At 57.4% G+C, this 16,957-nt stretch carries 15 protein-coding genes; 7 read left to right on the top strand and 8 right to left on the bottom strand.

Going from position 1 to position 16,957, the window contains the following annotated elements; genetic code table 11:
• The first annotated feature begins 132 nt into the window (after window positions 1–132).
• Complete coding sequence (locus tag ACR0DS_RS06300; RefSeq protein ID WP_480558653.1) at window positions 133–2,085, top strand: hypothetical protein; 1,953 nt, start codon at window positions 133–135, stop codon at window positions 2,083–2,085.
• Window positions 2,086–2,172: 87 nt separating this feature from the next.
• Here the strand turns inward: ACR0DS_RS06300 and hppD are convergent, their stop codons facing one another.
• Window positions 2,173–3,270: a 4-hydroxyphenylpyruvate dioxygenase gene (hppD, locus tag ACR0DS_RS06295; protein WP_480558655.1), complete on the bottom strand. Its 1,098-nt coding sequence runs from the start codon at window positions 3,268–3,270 to the stop codon at window positions 2,173–2,175.
• Between the two features lie 147 nt (window positions 3,271–3,417).
• Here hppD and ACR0DS_RS06290 point away from each other — a divergent pair, with 147 nt between their 5' ends.
• Both ACR0DS_RS06290 and ACR0DS_RS06285 read left to right on the top strand, forming a co-directional pair.
• Window positions 3,418–3,873, top strand: coding sequence for an Lrp/AsnC family transcriptional regulator (locus ACR0DS_RS06290; RefSeq protein ID WP_209504202.1), 456 nt, complete (start codon window positions 3,418–3,420; stop codon window positions 3,871–3,873).
• Between the two features lie 19 nt (window positions 3,874–3,892).
• Window positions 3,893–5,773 (top strand): monovalent cation:proton antiporter-2 (CPA2) family protein, encoded by a 1,881-nt coding sequence (locus ACR0DS_RS06285; protein WP_480558657.1) that lies wholly within the window; start codon window positions 3,893–3,895, stop codon window positions 5,771–5,773.
• Between the two features lie 30 nt (window positions 5,774–5,803).
• Here the strand turns inward: ACR0DS_RS06285 and cobT are convergent, their stop codons facing one another.
• Window positions 5,804–6,814 carry a nicotinate-nucleotide--dimethylbenzimidazole phosphoribosyltransferase gene (gene cobT, locus ACR0DS_RS06280; protein WP_480537630.1) on the bottom strand — a complete coding sequence of 337 codons (1,011 nt, stop codon included), beginning with the start codon at window positions 6,812–6,814 and terminating at the stop codon, window positions 5,804–5,806.
• Between the two features lie 78 nt (window positions 6,815–6,892).
• Between cobT and cobS the strand changes: the two genes are divergently transcribed.
• The gene (gene cobS, locus ACR0DS_RS06275) at window positions 6,893–7,657 is read left to right on the top strand and encodes an adenosylcobinamide-GDP ribazoletransferase (protein ID WP_480616713.1); all 765 of its coding nucleotides are present in this window, start codon (window positions 6,893–6,895) and stop codon (window positions 7,655–7,657) included.
• On the opposite strand, the gene ACR0DS_RS06270 is transcribed toward cobS, so the two are convergent.
• The 6 genes from ACR0DS_RS06270 to ACR0DS_RS06245 all read right to left on the bottom strand — a co-directional run bounded on the left by ACR0DS_RS06270 (window position 7,654) and on the right by ACR0DS_RS06245 (window position 13,514).
• Window positions 7,654–8,415, bottom strand: coding sequence for a potassium channel family protein (locus ACR0DS_RS06270; protein WP_480485945.1), 762 nt, complete (start codon window positions 8,413–8,415; stop codon window positions 7,654–7,656). The genes cobS and ACR0DS_RS06270 overlap by 4 nt on opposite strands.
• 117 nt (window positions 8,416–8,532) lie before the next feature.
• Window positions 8,533–9,042, bottom strand: a complete 510-nt coding sequence (locus tag ACR0DS_RS06265; protein ID WP_209504207.1) for a CarD family transcriptional regulator — start codon at window positions 9,040–9,042, stop codon at window positions 8,533–8,535.
• A 279-nt stretch (window positions 9,043–9,321) separates the two neighbouring features.
• Window positions 9,322–9,660 carry a ferredoxin FdxA gene (gene fdxA / locus ACR0DS_RS06260; protein WP_480558659.1) on the bottom strand — a complete coding sequence of 113 codons (339 nt, stop codon included), beginning with the start codon at window positions 9,658–9,660 and terminating at the stop codon, window positions 9,322–9,324.
• A 66-nt stretch (window positions 9,661–9,726) separates the two neighbouring features.
• The gene (locus ACR0DS_RS06255) at window positions 9,727–10,092 is read right to left on the bottom strand and encodes an RNA-binding S4 domain-containing protein (protein ID WP_480558661.1); all 366 of its coding nucleotides are present in this window, start codon (window positions 10,090–10,092) and stop codon (window positions 9,727–9,729) included.
• Between the two features lie 6 nt (window positions 10,093–10,098).
• A complete protein-coding gene (locus tag ACR0DS_RS06250) occupies window positions 10,099–12,924 on the bottom strand; it encodes a helicase-related protein (protein ID WP_480558663.1) in 2,826 nt (941 codons plus the stop codon).
• 20 nt (window positions 12,925–12,944) lie between these two features.
• Window positions 12,945–13,514, bottom strand: a complete 570-nt coding sequence (locus ACR0DS_RS06245) for a tetratricopeptide repeat protein (RefSeq protein ID WP_480505551.1) — start codon at window positions 13,512–13,514, stop codon at window positions 12,945–12,947.
• 69 nt (window positions 13,515–13,583) lie between these two features.
• On the opposite strand from ACR0DS_RS06245, the gene ACR0DS_RS06240 reads away from it, so the two are divergent.
• The 3 genes from ACR0DS_RS06240 to ACR0DS_RS06230 all read left to right on the top strand — a co-directional run bounded on the left by ACR0DS_RS06240 (window position 13,584) and on the right by ACR0DS_RS06230 (window position 16,754).
• The gene (locus tag ACR0DS_RS06240; RefSeq protein WP_209504212.1) at window positions 13,584–13,874 is read left to right on the top strand and encodes an SCP2 sterol-binding domain-containing protein; all 291 of its coding nucleotides are present in this window, start codon (window positions 13,584–13,586) and stop codon (window positions 13,872–13,874) included.
• Window positions 13,874–14,848, top strand: a complete 975-nt coding sequence (locus tag ACR0DS_RS06235; protein WP_480558665.1) for an alpha/beta hydrolase — start codon at window positions 13,874–13,876, stop codon at window positions 14,846–14,848. The genes ACR0DS_RS06240 and ACR0DS_RS06235 overlap by 1 nt, the downstream gene beginning before the upstream one ends.
• 85 nt (window positions 14,849–14,933) lie before the next feature.
• Window positions 14,934–16,754 carry a M3 family oligoendopeptidase gene (locus ACR0DS_RS06230; protein ID WP_480558667.1) on the top strand — a complete coding sequence of 607 codons (1,821 nt, stop codon included), beginning with the start codon at window positions 14,934–14,936 and terminating at the stop codon, window positions 16,752–16,754.
• Window positions 16,755–16,957 lie beyond the last annotated feature (203 nt).

Below are 16,957 nucleotides of genomic sequence, written 5' to 3'. Positions count from 1 at the left end.
GGGTCGGCGATGCATTGCCATACAAGAGGAGAGTTTGCCTTTTTCTTTTCCTCGGCAAGTTCCTGCTTTAATGTCGGTCTGCGAACGCCAAGGTGTTTGCATCGACGTTGATAATTATGGTTCCTGCGGATTATGAAACCTGCCTTTGCGCTGTCTTTTTCTGCGACCGGAATATCATTGTATCATCACTCGGATGACGAATGGTTCGTTATCGGCTCGATTCCTTTGGATTCGCCGGACCTGTCCGGTCAGATGCAGGTTTTGCGGGAAAACGCCTTTGCGCTGGAAAACGACCTGAGCTGCAAGCTTGTTTTGCCTTCCGAACAAGTTCGATACCTTCAGATTGCAACCGATGACTTACCCCCCCAAGACACGGTGGAACGCGTTGAAAGCGCACTTGCCGACGCAACGCCTTACGCTTTGTCCGAACTCAGCTACGACTATCAGACCGAAGGCGGCACCACCTATGTTGCAGCTGTTGCGCAAGAAACGCTGAGCGAGGCGCGTACCTTTGCCTCGGACCATGGTTTCGTACCGGTTTTGTTTTGCGCCGAGGAAGACGCAGACGCATTCCCCCGAGAGGCATTGTTCGCGAAGCGTTCAGGCACATCGGAAACCCGACCAGCAGAGCTACCGCTGTCGGTAAAAAACGCAGACCAGCCCGAACCGGCAAAATCCTCTGGGAAACCAGCGCATCCCATTGCAGGCGCAGCGGCACCAAACGTGTTTCTGACCCCCGAAACACCTGACAATAAGTTTGCGACTACGAAAGCGCAGGCACCGCGTTTTGCTATCCCGGCATTTGCCGCGGCGCTTCTTCTTGGTGGCGCTTTCGGCGTTTGGCTGGCCTTGGACAGCGGTGGAGAAACAGATCAGGCCGCACCGAGCCCAATTCCAACCGAGACAGGTGTTTCCGAGCCGGTTATCGACGCCCTGCCACCGATAGTGCCAGAAGTTGCGGCAATTGCCCCCCCGGAAAACTTGCCCGCTGACCCTGCTCTGGACAGGGACGTGCCCCCAACACCGGAACCTACTGACGCCGAAGCCGAAGAACAACCGGAACTCACGCCTACCGACGCGGCAATCCTTGAGGCGCTCAAGGTGGCCCCGACCCCTGTTGAATCTGTGGCTCAGGACCCCGAGGCAGATGAGGATATCAGCGCTGCCTCCGGTGTGAATGTAACGCCTCCGGCCGCTTTGGATGTGCCAGAAGCCCCGGAACCGGACGAGTTGTATCTGACGTCGATTGACAAATCCGACCTGTCCAGCGATGCGGTTGCCCTGCCCCCGGCTTCCAGTTTCGATACTGACGAACCCTTTGTTCGGGACGTGCAACATGGCATAGCAGGAGCGCGGTTCAATCTGGATGATCGCGGGCTGGTAACGCCCACGCCGGAAGGGACGCTGAACCCGGATGGGGTTGTCGTTTTTCAGGGTCGACCGTCGAAGGTTCCGCCAGCAACGCCAGTGCGTTTCGAAGATGAACCCGTACTTGACGAGGTCGACGAAAGACTGGCCGGTCTTCGCCCCAAACCTCGCCCCGCAGATCTGGTCGAGAGCTTCGAGCGCGGGCAGTTGGGGGGGCGGTCTCTGGCAGAGCTTTCGGCCAAGCGACCAAAAGCACGCCCGGACAGTCTGCAAGCGCGCACAGAAATCGACGAGACGCCAACCGCATTGGCCGTTGTCCGCGTCCCGCGCCCTAGGTTGCGACCGGCGGGTCTGGACACGGCAAAGGCACCTGCTTCTGGTAACTCCAATCTTGGATCAACGGCCGCGCTGGACCAGAGTTCAGACGACGCCGGATCGTTTCAGGCGAAATCGGTTGCACCCAAGATTCCCACAACCGCATCTGTAGCCCGCCAGGCTACACTCGATAACGCGATCAATCTGCGTCGCTTAAATCTGATCGGCGTTTACGGCACACCCGCAAACCGTCGCGCCTTGGTCCGGCTTCCCAGTGGGCGCTACAAAAAACTGAAAGTTGGGGACAGTATTGACGGCGGCAAGGTCATTGCTATCAGTGACAGTGAACTGCGTTATCAAAAGAAAGGTCGCAACGTGACGCTGGCGATGCCGCGTGGCTGATTTCGGCACTCAAGGCCTTGACCCATTAACTGTAAATAGGCGCGTCGGAGGCGGCAGAACCGCCTCCGACATGTTCGTTTACTTTGATCAAGCTGCCGAAATCTCGCCGCTTTCGATCTGTTCGCGCTCGATGGATTCAAACAGCGCCTGGAAGTTCCCTTCACCGAAACCATCATCACCCTTGCGTTGAATGAACTCGAAGAAGATCGGGCCAATCACCGTTTTCGAGAATATCTGCAACAGAATGCGCGTCTCGCCTCCGTCAACGACGCCTTCGCCGTCGATCAGGATGCCGTGTTTCATCATCCGGTCTAGCGGCTCTTCATGGCCGACCACGCGGGTCCTGGACTTCTCGTAATAAGCTTCGTTTGGACCCGGCATGAACTTCAGCCCGTTTTCAGCAATAGCATCGGTTGAAGCGTAGATGTCGTCGCTGCCAACAGCGATATGCTGAATGCCTTCGCCTTTGTATTTCTTCAGGTAAGACACGATCTGCCCGGTCTCGCCGCGGTCCTCGTTGATCGGAATACGGATACGGCCGCAGGGAGACGTCAGCGCTCGGCTGTAAAGGCCGGTAAACTTCCCCTGAATGTCAAAGAAACGGATTTCACGGAAGTTGAACAGGTCGCCATAGAACTCGAACCACTTGTCCATGTTGCCCTTGTAGACGTTGTGCGTCAGGTGATCGAGATAGAAGAACCCCTCGCCCCGAGGTTTTGATTCCTTGATCCAATTGAATTCCTGATTATAGGGCGATGTGTCGTAGTACTGATCAATGAAATAAATCAGCGACCCGCCAATACCCTTGATCGCAGGCACATTCATTGTTCTGTCATCGTGGTCGTAAGGTTCCGCACCTTTTGACAGGGCATGCTCATACGCTTTTTGCACGTCCACCACCCGCCAGCCCATCGATGGCGCGCAGGGCCCATGTTCGGCCACGAACTTAGCCGCGAAACTGTCCGGGTCAGCATTCAGGATGTATGTGACATCCCCTTGTTGCCAAAGCTCGACAGCAGGTTTTTCCTTGTGGCGGGCCACCAGATCAAACCCCATCTTTGCGAACAGATCACGCAGCTCCTGCGGTTCTGGATGGGCGAATTCGACGAATTCAAACCCATCTGTACCGGCAGGGTTTTCTTCGCTGATCACGGATTTCGGGGCATTGTGCGGGAAAGGACCCATGGCGCGTCTCCTACGAAAACAGGAATTTCTTTGCTGATTCAAAAATACGACTTTTCTGACGCTGTTTCTGCGCATTGTTTTTGTATAAACTGCAAGATGACGCGCAAAATGCGCATATCAGTTAATAAAATCAGGATTTTTCCGCACATGTTGGATGCAACCGACAAGCGACTGCTTTCCGCGCTGCAAAAAGATGCACATCTGACAGCGCAACAACTGGGTGAAATGCTGAACCTGTCGCCCAGTCAAGCGGGTCGCCGCCGACAGCGGCTTGAAGTCGAAGGGTACATCACCGGATATGCTGCCCGGCTGGACCCGCTGAAACTGGGCTTACAGGTGCAGGGGTTCGTTCAGGTGCATCTGGGCACCCATGGCCCCGAGCAATCCGCAAGCTTTGCCCGCATGGTCGACACCCGACCCGAGATTACCAGTGCATGGACGATGACGGGCGAGGCAGACTATCTGCTGCACATCTACTGTGACGACCTGTCCGCCCTCAACAGCTTGCTACATCATGTGATCCTGCCGCATCCTGCCGTTGCAAGAGTACAAAGCCAGATCGTAATGGATCAACTTAAACGCGACGCCCCCCTTCCCACCTGAAAAGGTTCTGAGGACACACATGGACGACTTTCTATATCAGGCTTCAATCTATCTGGCAGCGGCAGTCATTGCCGTTCCCCTGTCTGCCAGACTAGGGTTGGGATCCGTGCTGGGTTATCTTGCCGCCGGGATCATTATCGGACCCGCACTGGGCCTTGTCGGAGCGGAAACCGAAAATCTTCAGCATGTGGCCGAATTTGGCGTGGTGATGATGCTGTTTCTCATCGGTCTGGAACTGGAGCCACGCGCCCTGTGGGACATGCGCGACAAGTTATTGGGTCTGGGCGGATTGCAGGTGTTGCTGTCAACAGTCGCGATTGCTGCCGTGGCCATGTACGCCAACCATCCCTGGTCGGTTGCCCTGGCGGTAGGGTTGACCCTTTCGCTTTCATCGACCGCGATCGTTCTTCAAACCCTGTCAGAAAAAGGCCTGATGCAGACAAACGGCGGCCGCGCGACATTTTCGGTTCTGTTGACGCAGGACATCGCGGTGATCCCAATTCTGGCTTTGTTGCCACTGCTGGCGCTGCCCGCCATGCCACGTTTCCAAGCAGATGGATCGATTGACCGGGGGGCAGGAGGATCACATGGCGCAGGCGATCACAGTTTGTCGCTGGTCGAAGGGCTGCCGGGCTGGGCCGTCACCCTTGTCACAATCGGCGTTGTGGTGTTTGTCATTCTGGCCGGTGTCTACCTGACAAGACCGTTGTTTCGCTTCATCCACGCAACCCGTCTGCGCGAGATGTACACCGCACTGGCACTGATGATTGTCGTGGGCATTTCGTTTCTGATGACACTGGTCGGCCTATCACCTGCCCTGGGCGCGTTCCTGGCAGGCGTTGTTCTGGCCAGTTCTGAATTCAGACATGAAATGGAAAGCGACCTTGAGCCGTTCAAAGGATTGTTTCTGGGGCTGTTTTTCATCACGGTCGGTGCCGGAATAGACTTCGGTTATTTTCTCAACGACCCGCTGGACCTGATTGGACTGGCGCTGCTTGTGATACTTGCCAAGGGGATCATCCTATTTCTGGTGGGCAAGGCCTTCAAACTGCGGGGACGTGATCACTGGTTGTTCACCCTTGGGTTGGCGCAGGCTGGTGAGTTCGGTTTTGTCCTGCTGGCATTTTCGACGAAACAGAATGTCATTCCGCCCGACCTGTCGCAGAAACTGCTGATGATCGTTGCTCTGACGATGTTGATCACGCCGCTTCTTTTCATCGTCTACGATGCGTTGTCGCGGAAGATTGGCGATTCCGCGGCCAGCCCCGAACCTGACGTGATTGACGAAAAGGGCCCGGTCATCATCGCCGGCATTGGTCGCTTTGGTCAGATCGTCAACCGGCTGGTGCGGGCCAGCGGTTTCAAGACAGTCGTTCTGGACCACAATATTGAAACGATTCAGCTGATGCGCCGATTTGGCGTCAAAGGCTTTCTGGGCGATCCCACTCGGCCGGAACTGTTGCGCGCGGCGGGATTGGACAAAGCATCCGTTCTTGTCGCCGTTATGGATGATCACAAGCAAGTCACACGGCTTGTCAGCTATGCCCGACGGCAGCGTCCTGACCTTCACATCATCGCCCGCGCCCGCGACCGGACCCATGTATACGAGTTGTATCAGGCGGGTGCCAATGACATCGTGCGGGAAATGTTCGACAGTTCGCTGCGCGCAGGTCGCTATGTTCTGGAGAATATCGGACTGAGTGAATACGAAGCAGCCCAGGCCGAACAGACGTTTTACCACCATGACAGGAAGGCGGTGCGCGATCTAGCCGAGCTTTGGGTCCCCGGAATGCCAATCGCCGAAAACAAGAAATACATCGAGCGTTCGCAGGCGCTGGAAAAGGATCTGGAAACCGCGCTGCTGGAACTGGCTGAAGAGCACGCCAAGAAATCGGCCTGACCCAAGCCTTTGCCCGGGTCAGATGCGAGTTCAGCCGTCCGAAACCCCAGCTTCGGCAAAGGTTGCCATGCCGGAATGACAGGCGACGGCACTTTTCAGAATGTTGATCGCCAGCGCCCCGCCGGACCCTTCGCCCAACCGCAGGCCAAGGCTCAGCAACGGCTCTTTGCCCAATTTCGCCAGCACGGCACCATGGGCCGCTTCGGCACTTTGGTGGCCTGCCACGGCATGATCCAGCGCGCCATCGGACAACTTCCACAAGCAGGCTGCGGCGGCCGAACAGATGAACCCGTCCAGGATCACCGGGATGCGCAACACCCGCGCAGCAGCAATTGCACCCGCCATTGCGACTATCTCGCGTCCACCCAGACAGCGCAGGATGTCCAGACCATCATCTGACGCGTGTTTGGCGACACCCTCGGCCACGACACGGGTTTTGTTGACCAGACCTGCGTCATCCACACCAGTTCCGCGACCTGTCCAATCGGACGCGTCGCCACCAAACAGAGCACAGGCAATAGCCGCAGCCGGGGTGGTGTTGCCAATACCCATTTCGCCGACCACCAAAAGATCAGATTGCGGATCAACGGCCTGCCAGCCAGTGCGCAACGCGGCTAGCAATTCATCCTCTGTCATGGCTGGGGCTTGGGTGAAATCCGCGGTCGGCTTGTCCAGATCCAGCGCGTGTACATCCATCTTCGCGCCTGCGGCCCTGGCCAACTGATTTATCGCCGCCCCGCCATGTTCGAAATTCATCACCATCTGCACGGTCACTTCCGGTGGAAAGGCCGAAACACCCTGCGCGGTAACACCGTGATTTCCGGCAAACACAATGACCTGAGGCGCGCTGATCTGTGGACGGGCGTCCCCTCGCCATCCTGCATACCAGACCGCAAGATCCTCAAGCCGACCAAGCGCGCCGGGGGGTTTGGTCAATTGTCCGTTTCGCTCGGCCGCGCCCTGCACCGCAGCAGCATCCGGGCCCGGCGCCCCCGCCAGGACAGCACGGAACGTGTTCAAATCATTCAGTTCAGGCAGCATGAAAGCCTCATTGCATCAGAGTGGTCCTGCGTGTTTAACCGAAGGATCGAAACCAACAAGACCCCGAAAGGCACGGGCGTGCATAAAAACGACACCAAACCGTTTTCCCTGTGGGATGTTCCGCTGGCCCTGGTGCTGTTGACCCGCCTGCCCCTGCCCCGTTTGCCCAAAGCCGTGTTTGCCCGGCAGGCACAATCGGTATGGGCATTTCCACTGGTTGGGCTGGTCGTTGGCGGACTGGCATGCCTGACCGGTTGGCTGTCGATGAGGCTTCAACTGCCCCCGTTTGTGGCAGCCTCGTTGCTGGTCGCGGTACTGATCCTGTTGACGGGCGCTATGCACGAGGATGGTTTGGCCGACACGTTCGACGGGCTTTGGGGCGGATTCACCCCTGAACGGCGGCTGGAGATCATGAAGGACAGCCAGATTGGAACTTACGGCGTGCTTGCCTTGATGATCTCGCAGATTTTACGAATATCCGCGATTTCCACCATGCTGGCTGTTGGTCCGATCTGGATGGTTGTTGCAGCTTGCGTATTTTCCCGCGCCCTGATGCCAGCACTAATGGTTCTTCTTCCAAACGCCAGAAAGTCGGGCCTGAGCCATTCAGTTGGCACCCCCGGCGCAGGATCAGCCTGTATCGCCGTGGGCATCGCGATTCTGGTCGCTTTCAGCTTGTGCGGAAGTCTGGCGCTTAACGCGATAGTCTGCGCGGCTTTGGTCGTCGCGGTATTGGGGCTCGTCGCGAAAGCCAAGATAGGCGGTCAAACCGGAGATATTCTGGGCGCGTCACAGCAATTGGCGGAGATCACGTTTCTGCTTGCCCTCAGCGCCCAGATCTAAGAAGCGCCCCCAGTTTCAATTCGCAACGTATCGCCGCAATGTTTGCAATGCACGGCGTCCGGGTCGTGCCGGTACAACCCACAGCTGGGGCATTTGTGACGGACCTTCTGTGGCGCGAAAATTGCCTGCGCCAGCCGGACGAACAAGGCCACGCCAACGACCATAATAAAGACGGAAAACATTTTGCCGCCCGGTGTGACCAAAGTGATGTCGCCAAACCCGGTCGTAGTGAGCGTCGCCATGGTAAAATACAGCGCGTCTATGTAGGGCGTTTGCGCGTCTTCGGGGATAAAAAACACCAAAACGGCCGTCGAGGTGGCAAAGACAAAGACCAGCAGGTTGATCGCCGCGATAACAGCGTCCTCATGCGTGCGGAAAAAACGGCTGTCGCGCCGCAGATCCCAGAGCAGATGATATGAATGGATCAGACGCAGGGCGCGTAATATCCGCAGGAAAGCCAGGTTTCCTGTCAAAAACGGATCAAGCACCAGCGAGAGGACGACCACGATATCCGCCACTGTGTAGATCTGGCGCAAAAATCTCCAGCGGTCTTTTGAAATCCAGAGCCGCGCAGCGAAATCCAGAAAAATCAGCACGCCGACCAGTTGGCTTGCAACGGTCAAGCCCGGCCCATGCGGGATGTGGGCCGTCCCGACAAAGAAAATGATTGTCGCCACGTCAAACAGGATCAGTGCATACCTAAACCAGACCGAAACAGGGTCGTGTCCGATATACAGGTATTTCACAGTCTGCTTCATGTCTGTCCGGTAATTCGCTGCATATACAATGAAATTAGCGCCACTTGAACAATTCACCAAGCCACGAAAAAGGCCGCCCCAAATTTGGAGCGGCCCGTATTGTCAATGTACCTTCGATCAGGCAGCGCGTGAGGTCAGAACCTCGTCCACCTGCTTGGCAGCTGACACCTCGCCAGCGCCTGAAACAGCCGCGACCTCACGGGTCAGACGTTCCAAGGCGGCTTCATATAGCTGACGCTCGGAATAGCTCTGCTCGCGCTGGTCATCGGTGCGGTGCAGGTCACGGACCACTTCGGCGATCGAGATCAGGTCACCCGAGTTGATCTTCTGTTCATATTCCTGCGCACGGCGGGACCACATGGCGCGTTTCACCTTGGCCTTGCCTTTCAGCGTTTTCATCGCCTGACTGATCACATCGGGCGAGCTGAGCGACCGCAGACCGGATTCGGTCACCTTGTTGGTCGGCACGCGCAGCGTCATCTTGTCTTTCTCAAATGAGATGACGAACAGCTCAAGCGAGAATCCCGCGACATCCTGTTCCTCGATCGAGATAATCTGGCCCACGCCATGGGCGGGGTAGACAACATAGTCGTTCGGGCGGAACTCGAGCTTTTTCGACTTTGTCATTCAGTTTTTTCCTTGCTAGCGGACGGGACACGGACAACAAAAGCACCACATGCGGGGACTGTCTCAGCCCCGTCAGGCGGCGATATTGTCACAAATTCAGAACTCCAAAGTGAGCATACTTACGGAGCGCATCCCAATCTCGGTCATCATGTAGATATAGTATATCACAAATTTACGACGCCCGAAAGTTTACCTTACGGGAATTTATCATATTCAACCTGCATTCAACAGGTTGTGCCGCGGTCTTTATGCCAAAACAGGCCGCTTGGAACGAATCACTCAGCCGCCTTCGCCGGGCGCTTCCGAGAAATACTTCTCCATCTTGCCCTCTTCACCGTCACGCTCCTCCGCATCTGGCAGCGGGTCTTTCTTGGTGACAATCACCGGCCATTGTTCGGAAAACTTACGATTGAACTCAACCCACTCCTCCATACCCGGCTCGGTATCGGGGCGGATCGCGTCGGCGGGGCACTCGGGCTCGCACACGCCGCAGTCAATGCATTCGTCAGGATGGATGACCAGCGTATTTTCACCTTCGTAGAAACAGTCCACCGGACACACTTCGACACAGTCGGTGTATTTGCAGGCGATACAGTTTTCGGTGACTACATAGGTCATGGTCGGATTCCTGTTTGCGGTTTGAGCGACTAGCTAATTCAGTCTGGCCCGCTCTTCAAGACAGGATCAGTGATCTTCCGGGCGAGAAAGATCAATAGCGCGTCGATCTTTCTTGGTTGGTCGACCTTTTCCCTCGAAACCCGGATTTACAGGAGGCGCTTCCTGGTTTTCGGTCATATCAAAGTACAGCGTTTGCGCCTCGGGCGCCGGACCGCGGCGTTCCCCCAGTTTTTCCACACGTATAACGCGGACAATGCGGCCCTGCGAGAAGGTCAGAACGTCACCGGGGACCACGGCCTGCGCCGGTTTCAGCACCCTGTTTCCATTCAGCCGGACATGGCCACCACTGACCTGTTTGGCGGCAAGGCTGCGGGTCTTGAAGAACCGCGCCTGCCACAACCATTTGTCAATTCGCAGTTTGGCCTCGGCCATCTTGCGTCAATTGCCGTCCTTCAGACCCATAAGCGCTGCGGCGAACGGGTTGTCGGGATCAATGGCCTTTTCCTTTTTCGGTGGCCGTGACGAGAAGGTCTTGGCCCCCTGCGGCTTGCCGCCCTTCTTGCCGTGCGGTTTGCCACGGCCGTCCTGCGGTTTGCCCCGTGGTTTCCCCTTGCCCTGCCCCGGCTCGCGGCGCGGGCCACGGCTCGGCTGGCGCTGACGACCCCAGGTGAAGGTGTAAAACACTTCAACCTCGGGTTCATCCGACGCAGGTTCCGCAACCTGACCCTCTGCGACGGCCTCGGCTGCCGCCTCGGTGCTTTCGGTGGCCTCGGCTGTCGCCTCGGCGGTCGCGGCGACATCTTCTGCTGCCTCGTCAGGTGCTGGCGTCTCATCGATAACGGCTTGTTCAGCCGCCTCTGTCACAGGCTGCTCTGCCGGTGCCGGTTTGACCTTGCCACGCTCGCCGCGCTCGGCTTTGTAGCCGAGCCCCTGCATCAGGTCTGCAAACTGCTCAAGCGTCATGCCAGTGATCGACAGCATATCCGGCTTGGCTTCGAACCCGCTACGGCTGTCTTCCGAACGAAGCATGTCCGCCAGGCGTTCCAGCATATCGATACGGATCGATCGGTCGCCCGCATCGCGGTAGCCGCACATGGTATCGTAACCTTGCGGTGCATCTTTGGCGACCGGTACTGTTACCAACCCCGGAGGCGGTGCTTCGGGGAATTCCTGCAAACCGCCATACAGCGCCCACAGCACCAGGCGCAGACGCGTCGGTGCGGGCTTCAGCAAGAGCGGCATGAAGATGGTGAACTGGCCAAACCGGATACCGTGCTTGCGCAAGGCGCCGCGGGCGTCCTGATCCAGATCCTTGACCTCTTGCGCGACACCGGCGCGCGGCAGAACGCCCAGCGCCTCGACCATGCGGAAAGCAAACCCTTTCGCCAGACCGTTGAGTTCCTCGTCGCGCGACAGATTCAGCAACGGCTCGAATAGCGCAGCGATCTTGCGGTCGATGAAATGTTGCAACCGGCGCCGCACCTTCTGTTCGACATCCGGACCGGCGGCCTCATCCACAAAAACCTCGACCACAGGCTTGAGAGGTTCGGCCCCGGCAACCAGTTTGCCAACGGCATATTCGCCCCACATCAGGCCGCCCTGATCGGTGAAATCAATTTCGGTATCGGGCGCATTGTAGAAGCGATCGGCACGCAGATGGAATTGCGGCGCGAGTGCTTGCAAAGATGCCGATTTGAGCGCTTTCGCTTCGGTTCCTTGCGCGCTTTTGTCCGGGCTGAACCGGAACCCTTCCAAACGACCGACGAATTCGCCTTCGACGGTCACTTCACCCTTGTCATTTACTTCGGCCAAAAGGGCCTCCTTCTGTTTGAGCCGCCGCAACAAAACCGATGTACGCCGGTCCACAAATCTTTGAGTCAGTCGCTCATGTAGTGCGTCAGACAGTCTGTCTTCTACAGTGCGCGTTTCGTCACGCCAATGTGATTCGTCACGCACCCAACCGTTTCGTTGCGCAACATATGTCCAGGTGCGAATATATGCCAACCTTTTGGATAACGCATCGATATCCCCATGGGTTTGGTCAATCCGCCGTATCTGCCGGGCCATGAAATCATCAGGAATACTGCCGCGTTCGTGCAGGTGGCCATAGATCACTTCCAGCAGACTGGCGTGCTCTGCATGGCTGATGCCGCGAAAATCAGGGATTCTGCACACATCCCACAGCAATCGGATGGATGGACCGTCACTTGCACGGGCGGCAATCTCGGCCTGTTGTGACAGCGATTTCAACACATTCAGGTCATCAGCAGGGCGGGCTTTGATCAGGTGTTCGTCACTCGGGCTGACCTCAAGCGAGCTGATCAGCGCATCAATCGAACCAAACCGGAGGGCGGCATTCCGCCAGTTCAGCTTTTTCATCGGCGTAAACCGGCTGTCCATGATTGCCTGCGCGACACCTTCGTCCAGCGGCGGTGCCTCGCCGGTCACGCCAAAGGTGCCGTCCGACATGCCACGCCCGGCACGGCCTGCGATCTGGGCCAGTTCATTCGGGGCCAGCGGGCGCATCCGCCGCCCGTCGAATTTGGTCAGGGATGAAAATGCAACGTGGTTTACATCCAGGTTCAAGCCCATGCCTATGGCATCTGTGGCAACCAGATAATCAACCTCGCCATTTTGATAAAGTTCCACCTGAGCATTCCGCGTCCGTGGGCTCAGGGCCCCCATGACCACCGCCGCGCCACCTTTAAGGCGGCGCAGAAGTTCCGCGATGGCATACACATTCTCGACCGAAAACCCGACAATAGCGCTGCGGGCCGGCATCCGGCTGAGTTTCTTCGAACCGGAATAGACCAGCTGCGACATCCGCTCGCGTCGGACAAACTGCGCCTCGGGCACCAGCGCGGCAATCGGGCCGCGCATGGTGTCAGAGCCAAGGAAAAGTGTCTCGTTTGTTCCGCGCGACCGAAGCAGGCGATCCGTAAAGACATGGCCGCGCTCGGGATCGGCACACAGCTGGATTTCATCAATTGCCACGAAATCCGCGCCCATACCTTCGGGCATCGCCTCGACCGTGCAGACCCAATACTGGGTCCGAGGCGGCACGATCCTCTCTTCGCCGGTAACCAAAGCAACAACCGATGGCCCGCGGATGGCGACGATCTTGTCATAGACCTCGCGCGCAAGCAGACGCAGCGGCAGACCGATGACACCTGTGCGGTATCCCAGCATCCGTTCGATTGCGTAATGGGTTTTACCTGTATTCGTAGGGCCCAAAACGGCCACTATTCGGGATGACCCGCTCACCTTTGCCCCCTGCCCGGACCTTACAGCGCTGCGCCGTCAATCTGCGGCTTCAGTCGATTCACCGCATTGGTTACTTCTTCGTGGTGGGGATGTATAGCCAATGCCCGTGAATAGGCCTCGTAGGCTTTGTCAGGTTGTCCGATAACCTCAAAGATCAGTCCCAAACCGTAGATTGCCTCGTAATTGTTGGGGTTCAGGGTCAGGGCATGTTCCAGATCGGCAGCGGCCATGCCAAACCGTTCGATCCCGAAAAAGGCCGAAGCGCGCAGGTGCCAGCCTTCAGCAAAATCGGGCGCATGGTCCGTCAGGGCGGTCAGATGTTCCAGCGCCGCACCTACGTCACCGTCATCCAGCGCTTCACGGCCACGTTCCAGCAGCAGATCGGCCGATGCTGAACCGGACTGGGCCCACAGAGCTTGCAACTGCCGATCCAGAGCAATGGCCTGCTCGGGCGTCGATTGGGCAAGTTTTTGCAGCAATTCGCCCTCATCGCGCAAATCCGCCTGTTGCGCGAGGCAAGTGGAGGAAATCGTGACTAGGACAAAAAGTGCCGCGACGATACCTTTGAGATTGTAGATTGCAATGCTCATAACAATAGTCAGTGTAGCGTTGCGACCGGGGATGTCCATTCACGGCGCACTAACAATATGAGGAAAAATATGAGCGAGACTCTTGAAAAGGCAGCCGCCGCTTTGAATGAAAAACTGGAAGGCGGCGCGTTTGATGCCTCGGCCAAGTTTGATATCGCCGATCTGGGTGCCATTGTCCTGGATTCTAACGGTGCGCGGGTCAGCGACGACGATGCTGATGTCACCCTCAGCGCGGATGCCGACACGTTCGAACAAATCCTGAGCGGCGAATTGAACCCTACAGGTGCGTTCATGTCCGGCAAGCTGAGCATTGATGGCGACATGGGTGTTGCCATGAAGCTGGCATCGGTACTGGCCTGATGGAGTTCTCGCCGGCCCTCTTGTTTGAAGACGTGGCCGGCGGCCCCGCCGGTGGAAAGGCCCACTGGTTGACGACGTCGGATCAAAAACGCATCCGCGTTGCTCACTGGCTTCCGGACGGAAAGGCACATGGCACTGTCATGATGTTTCCGGGACGCACGGAATACATTGAAAAATACGGCAATACTGCCAGCGAATTCGTAGAGCGTGGGTTCGCCATGCTGGCCGTCGACTGGCGCGGTCAGGGTCTTGCAGATCGGTTGCTGGACGATGCTCGGGTCGGACATGTCGATCAGTTCACCGATTACCAGCAGGACGTTCAGGTCACCCTGAAACTTGCAAGCGCGCTGGACCTGCCGAAACCATGGTACGTGGTCGGGCATTCGATGGGCGGTGCAATCGGGTTGCGTGCCGTCATCGAGAATGGCTGCTTTGCCGCGTGTGCCTTCACGGGCCCTATGTGGGGAATTTTCTTTACTCCGGTCATGAAACCCCTAAGCCGCGTGACAGCCTATTGGGGCACAGCACTTGGCCTGGGCGAGCGCACACCCCCCACCACGACGCTCAAAAGCTATGTTCTGTCGCAACCTTTCGAGGGAAACATGCTGACCCGCGACCCGGACATGTACCGGATGATGCAGGATCAGTTGAACGCACATCCTGAACTCGCGCTGGGTGCCCCTTCAAACCTGTGGCTGCGCGAGTCGCTGGACGAATGTGCATGGTTGATGGAACAGCCCGCCCCGAAAACTCCTTGCCTGACATTTTTGGGCAGCCATGAGCAAATTGTGGACCGCAAGGCAATTCGTGCGCGCATGGCCAATTGGCCCAACGGAACGCTGATCGAAATTCCGGATGGTGAACACGAGGTGCTGATGGAAGCACCCGAGGTTCGAGGGCCTGTTCTGGACCAGATCGCGGCGCATTTTCTGGCCAACCAGGCCAATGGCGCTTCCAAGCTGGTTTCCTCGTAAACCTTTTCACCTTTGGGATTGGCCGCTTGTGATCCGGGCGCGCCAGCCCTAGATGTTTGCAAAAGCAGTCTACTAAAGGTGATCCATGCGCGACCTTCCCTTCCCTGTCCGTGACGCGAACGCAATCGGTGGTTCCGGCAATCTGGGCAATCTTCCGGAATGGGATCTGAGCGATCTCTATACCTCGGAAGACGCACCCGAATTAGCGCGCGATCTGGATTGGCTGGAAGGTGAATGTGCCGCGTTTGCTGCTGATTACGAAGGCAAGCTGGCTGATCTGGAGGCCGCAGACCTGCTGACCTGTGTGCATCGCAACGAAAAGATCAACGCCATCGCCGGGCGTATCATGTCCTTTGCCGGTCTGCGCTATTATCAACTGACCACAGATGCAGAGCGCGCCAAATTCCTGTCGGACATGCAGGAAAAGATTACGATCTTCACCACTCCGCTGGTGTTCTTCACGCTCGAGATCAACCGGATCGAAGACGATGTTCTGAAGGCGCATTTTGCGGCGAACACGGATCTCGCCCGCTACGAACCTGTGTTCCGTCGCATCCGCGCAATGAAGCCCTATCAGCTGTCTGATGAACTGGAAAAGTTCCTTCATGATCTGGGGGTTGTCGGCGACGCGTGGGAACGTCTGTTCGACGAAACGATTGCCGGACTGGCCTTTCATGTCGACGGTGAAGAACTGAACATCGAAGGCACCCTGAATCTACTGACGGAACAGGACCGCGCGAAACGTGAGGCCGCGGCGCGTGAACTGGCATCGGTCTTTCAGGACAATATCAAAACCTTTGCCCGCGTTCACAACACGCAGGCCAAAGAGAAAGAAATCGTCGACCGCTGGCGCAAGATGCCGACCGCTCAGACCGGGCGTCACCTGTCGAATGATGTCGAGCCCGAGGTGGTCGAGGCCCTGCGCGAGGCGGTCGTGGCCGCCTACCCCAAGCTGAGCCACCGCTACTATGAGCTGAAGCGCAAGTGGCTTGGACTGGACGTCATGCAGGTCTGGGACCGCAACGCGCCCCTGCCCATGGAAGATACGCGTATCGTGAATTGGGAAGAGGCCCAAAAGACGGTGATGAACGCGTATAACGCCTTTGATCCCCGGATGGGCGAAATCGCGGCGCCTTTCTTCTCAAAAGGATGGATCGACGCAGCTGTGAAACCGGGCAAAGCGCCGGGGGCCTTCGCACATCCGACGGTCACCGATGTCCACCCCTATGTGATGCTCAACTATCTGGGCAAACCGCGCGATGTGATGACGCTTGCCCATGAACTGGGTCACGGCGTCCATCAGGTGTTGGCCGCCGGTCAGGGCGAGATGCTGTCATCCACCCCGCTGACGTTGGCGGAAACCGCCTCGGTCTTTGGTGAGATGCTGACATTCCGCAAGATGCTGGAACAGGCCGAAACCCCGGAACAGCGCAAGGTTCTGCTGGCTGGCAAGGTCGAAGATATGATCAACACGGTGGTCCGCCAGATCGCCTTCTACGACTTTGAATGCAAGTTGCACGCCGCCCGACGTGAGGGCGAGCTGACCCCGGATGACATCAACGCCCTGTGGATGAGCGTTCAGGCCGAAAGCCTTGGCCCCGCATTTGAATTCATGGACGGGTACGAGACCTTCTGGGCTTACATCCCGCACTTCGTCCACTCGCCCTTCTACGTCTATGCCTACGCCTTCGGCGACGGCCTCGTGAATGCGCTCTATTCCGTTTACGAAAGCGGCGCGGATGGGTTTGAGGACAAGTATTTCGACATGCTGCGCGCTGGTGGTTCAATGCACCACAAGGAATTGCTGGCCCCGTTCGGCCTGGACGCCAGCGATCCCAAGTTCTGGGACAAAGGCCTGTCGATGATCTCAGGCTTCATTGACGAGCTGGAGGCGATGGAGGGCTGAGACAACCTCGACAGAGGGTGGCGACATCTGCCTAGCTGAAATAACCTGCTATGCTTGGCAATGTCACACCCAAGGGGCTCCTGAATGCCCGCTAAGCGGAGATAGTGTTGAAAAAGTCCATTGATTGGTCGGTCTGTCGCTGATTCACTCGTTTTATGAGCGGAGGTGCGGCGATGATGGGACCGAGGCAGGTGGCGCAAGGT

The organism is Ruegeria sp. AF5 (genome assembly GCF_056541905.1).
The sequence above is the reverse complement of the archived record's forward strand: the minus strand, read 5'-3'. Positions and strand labels throughout refer to the sequence as shown.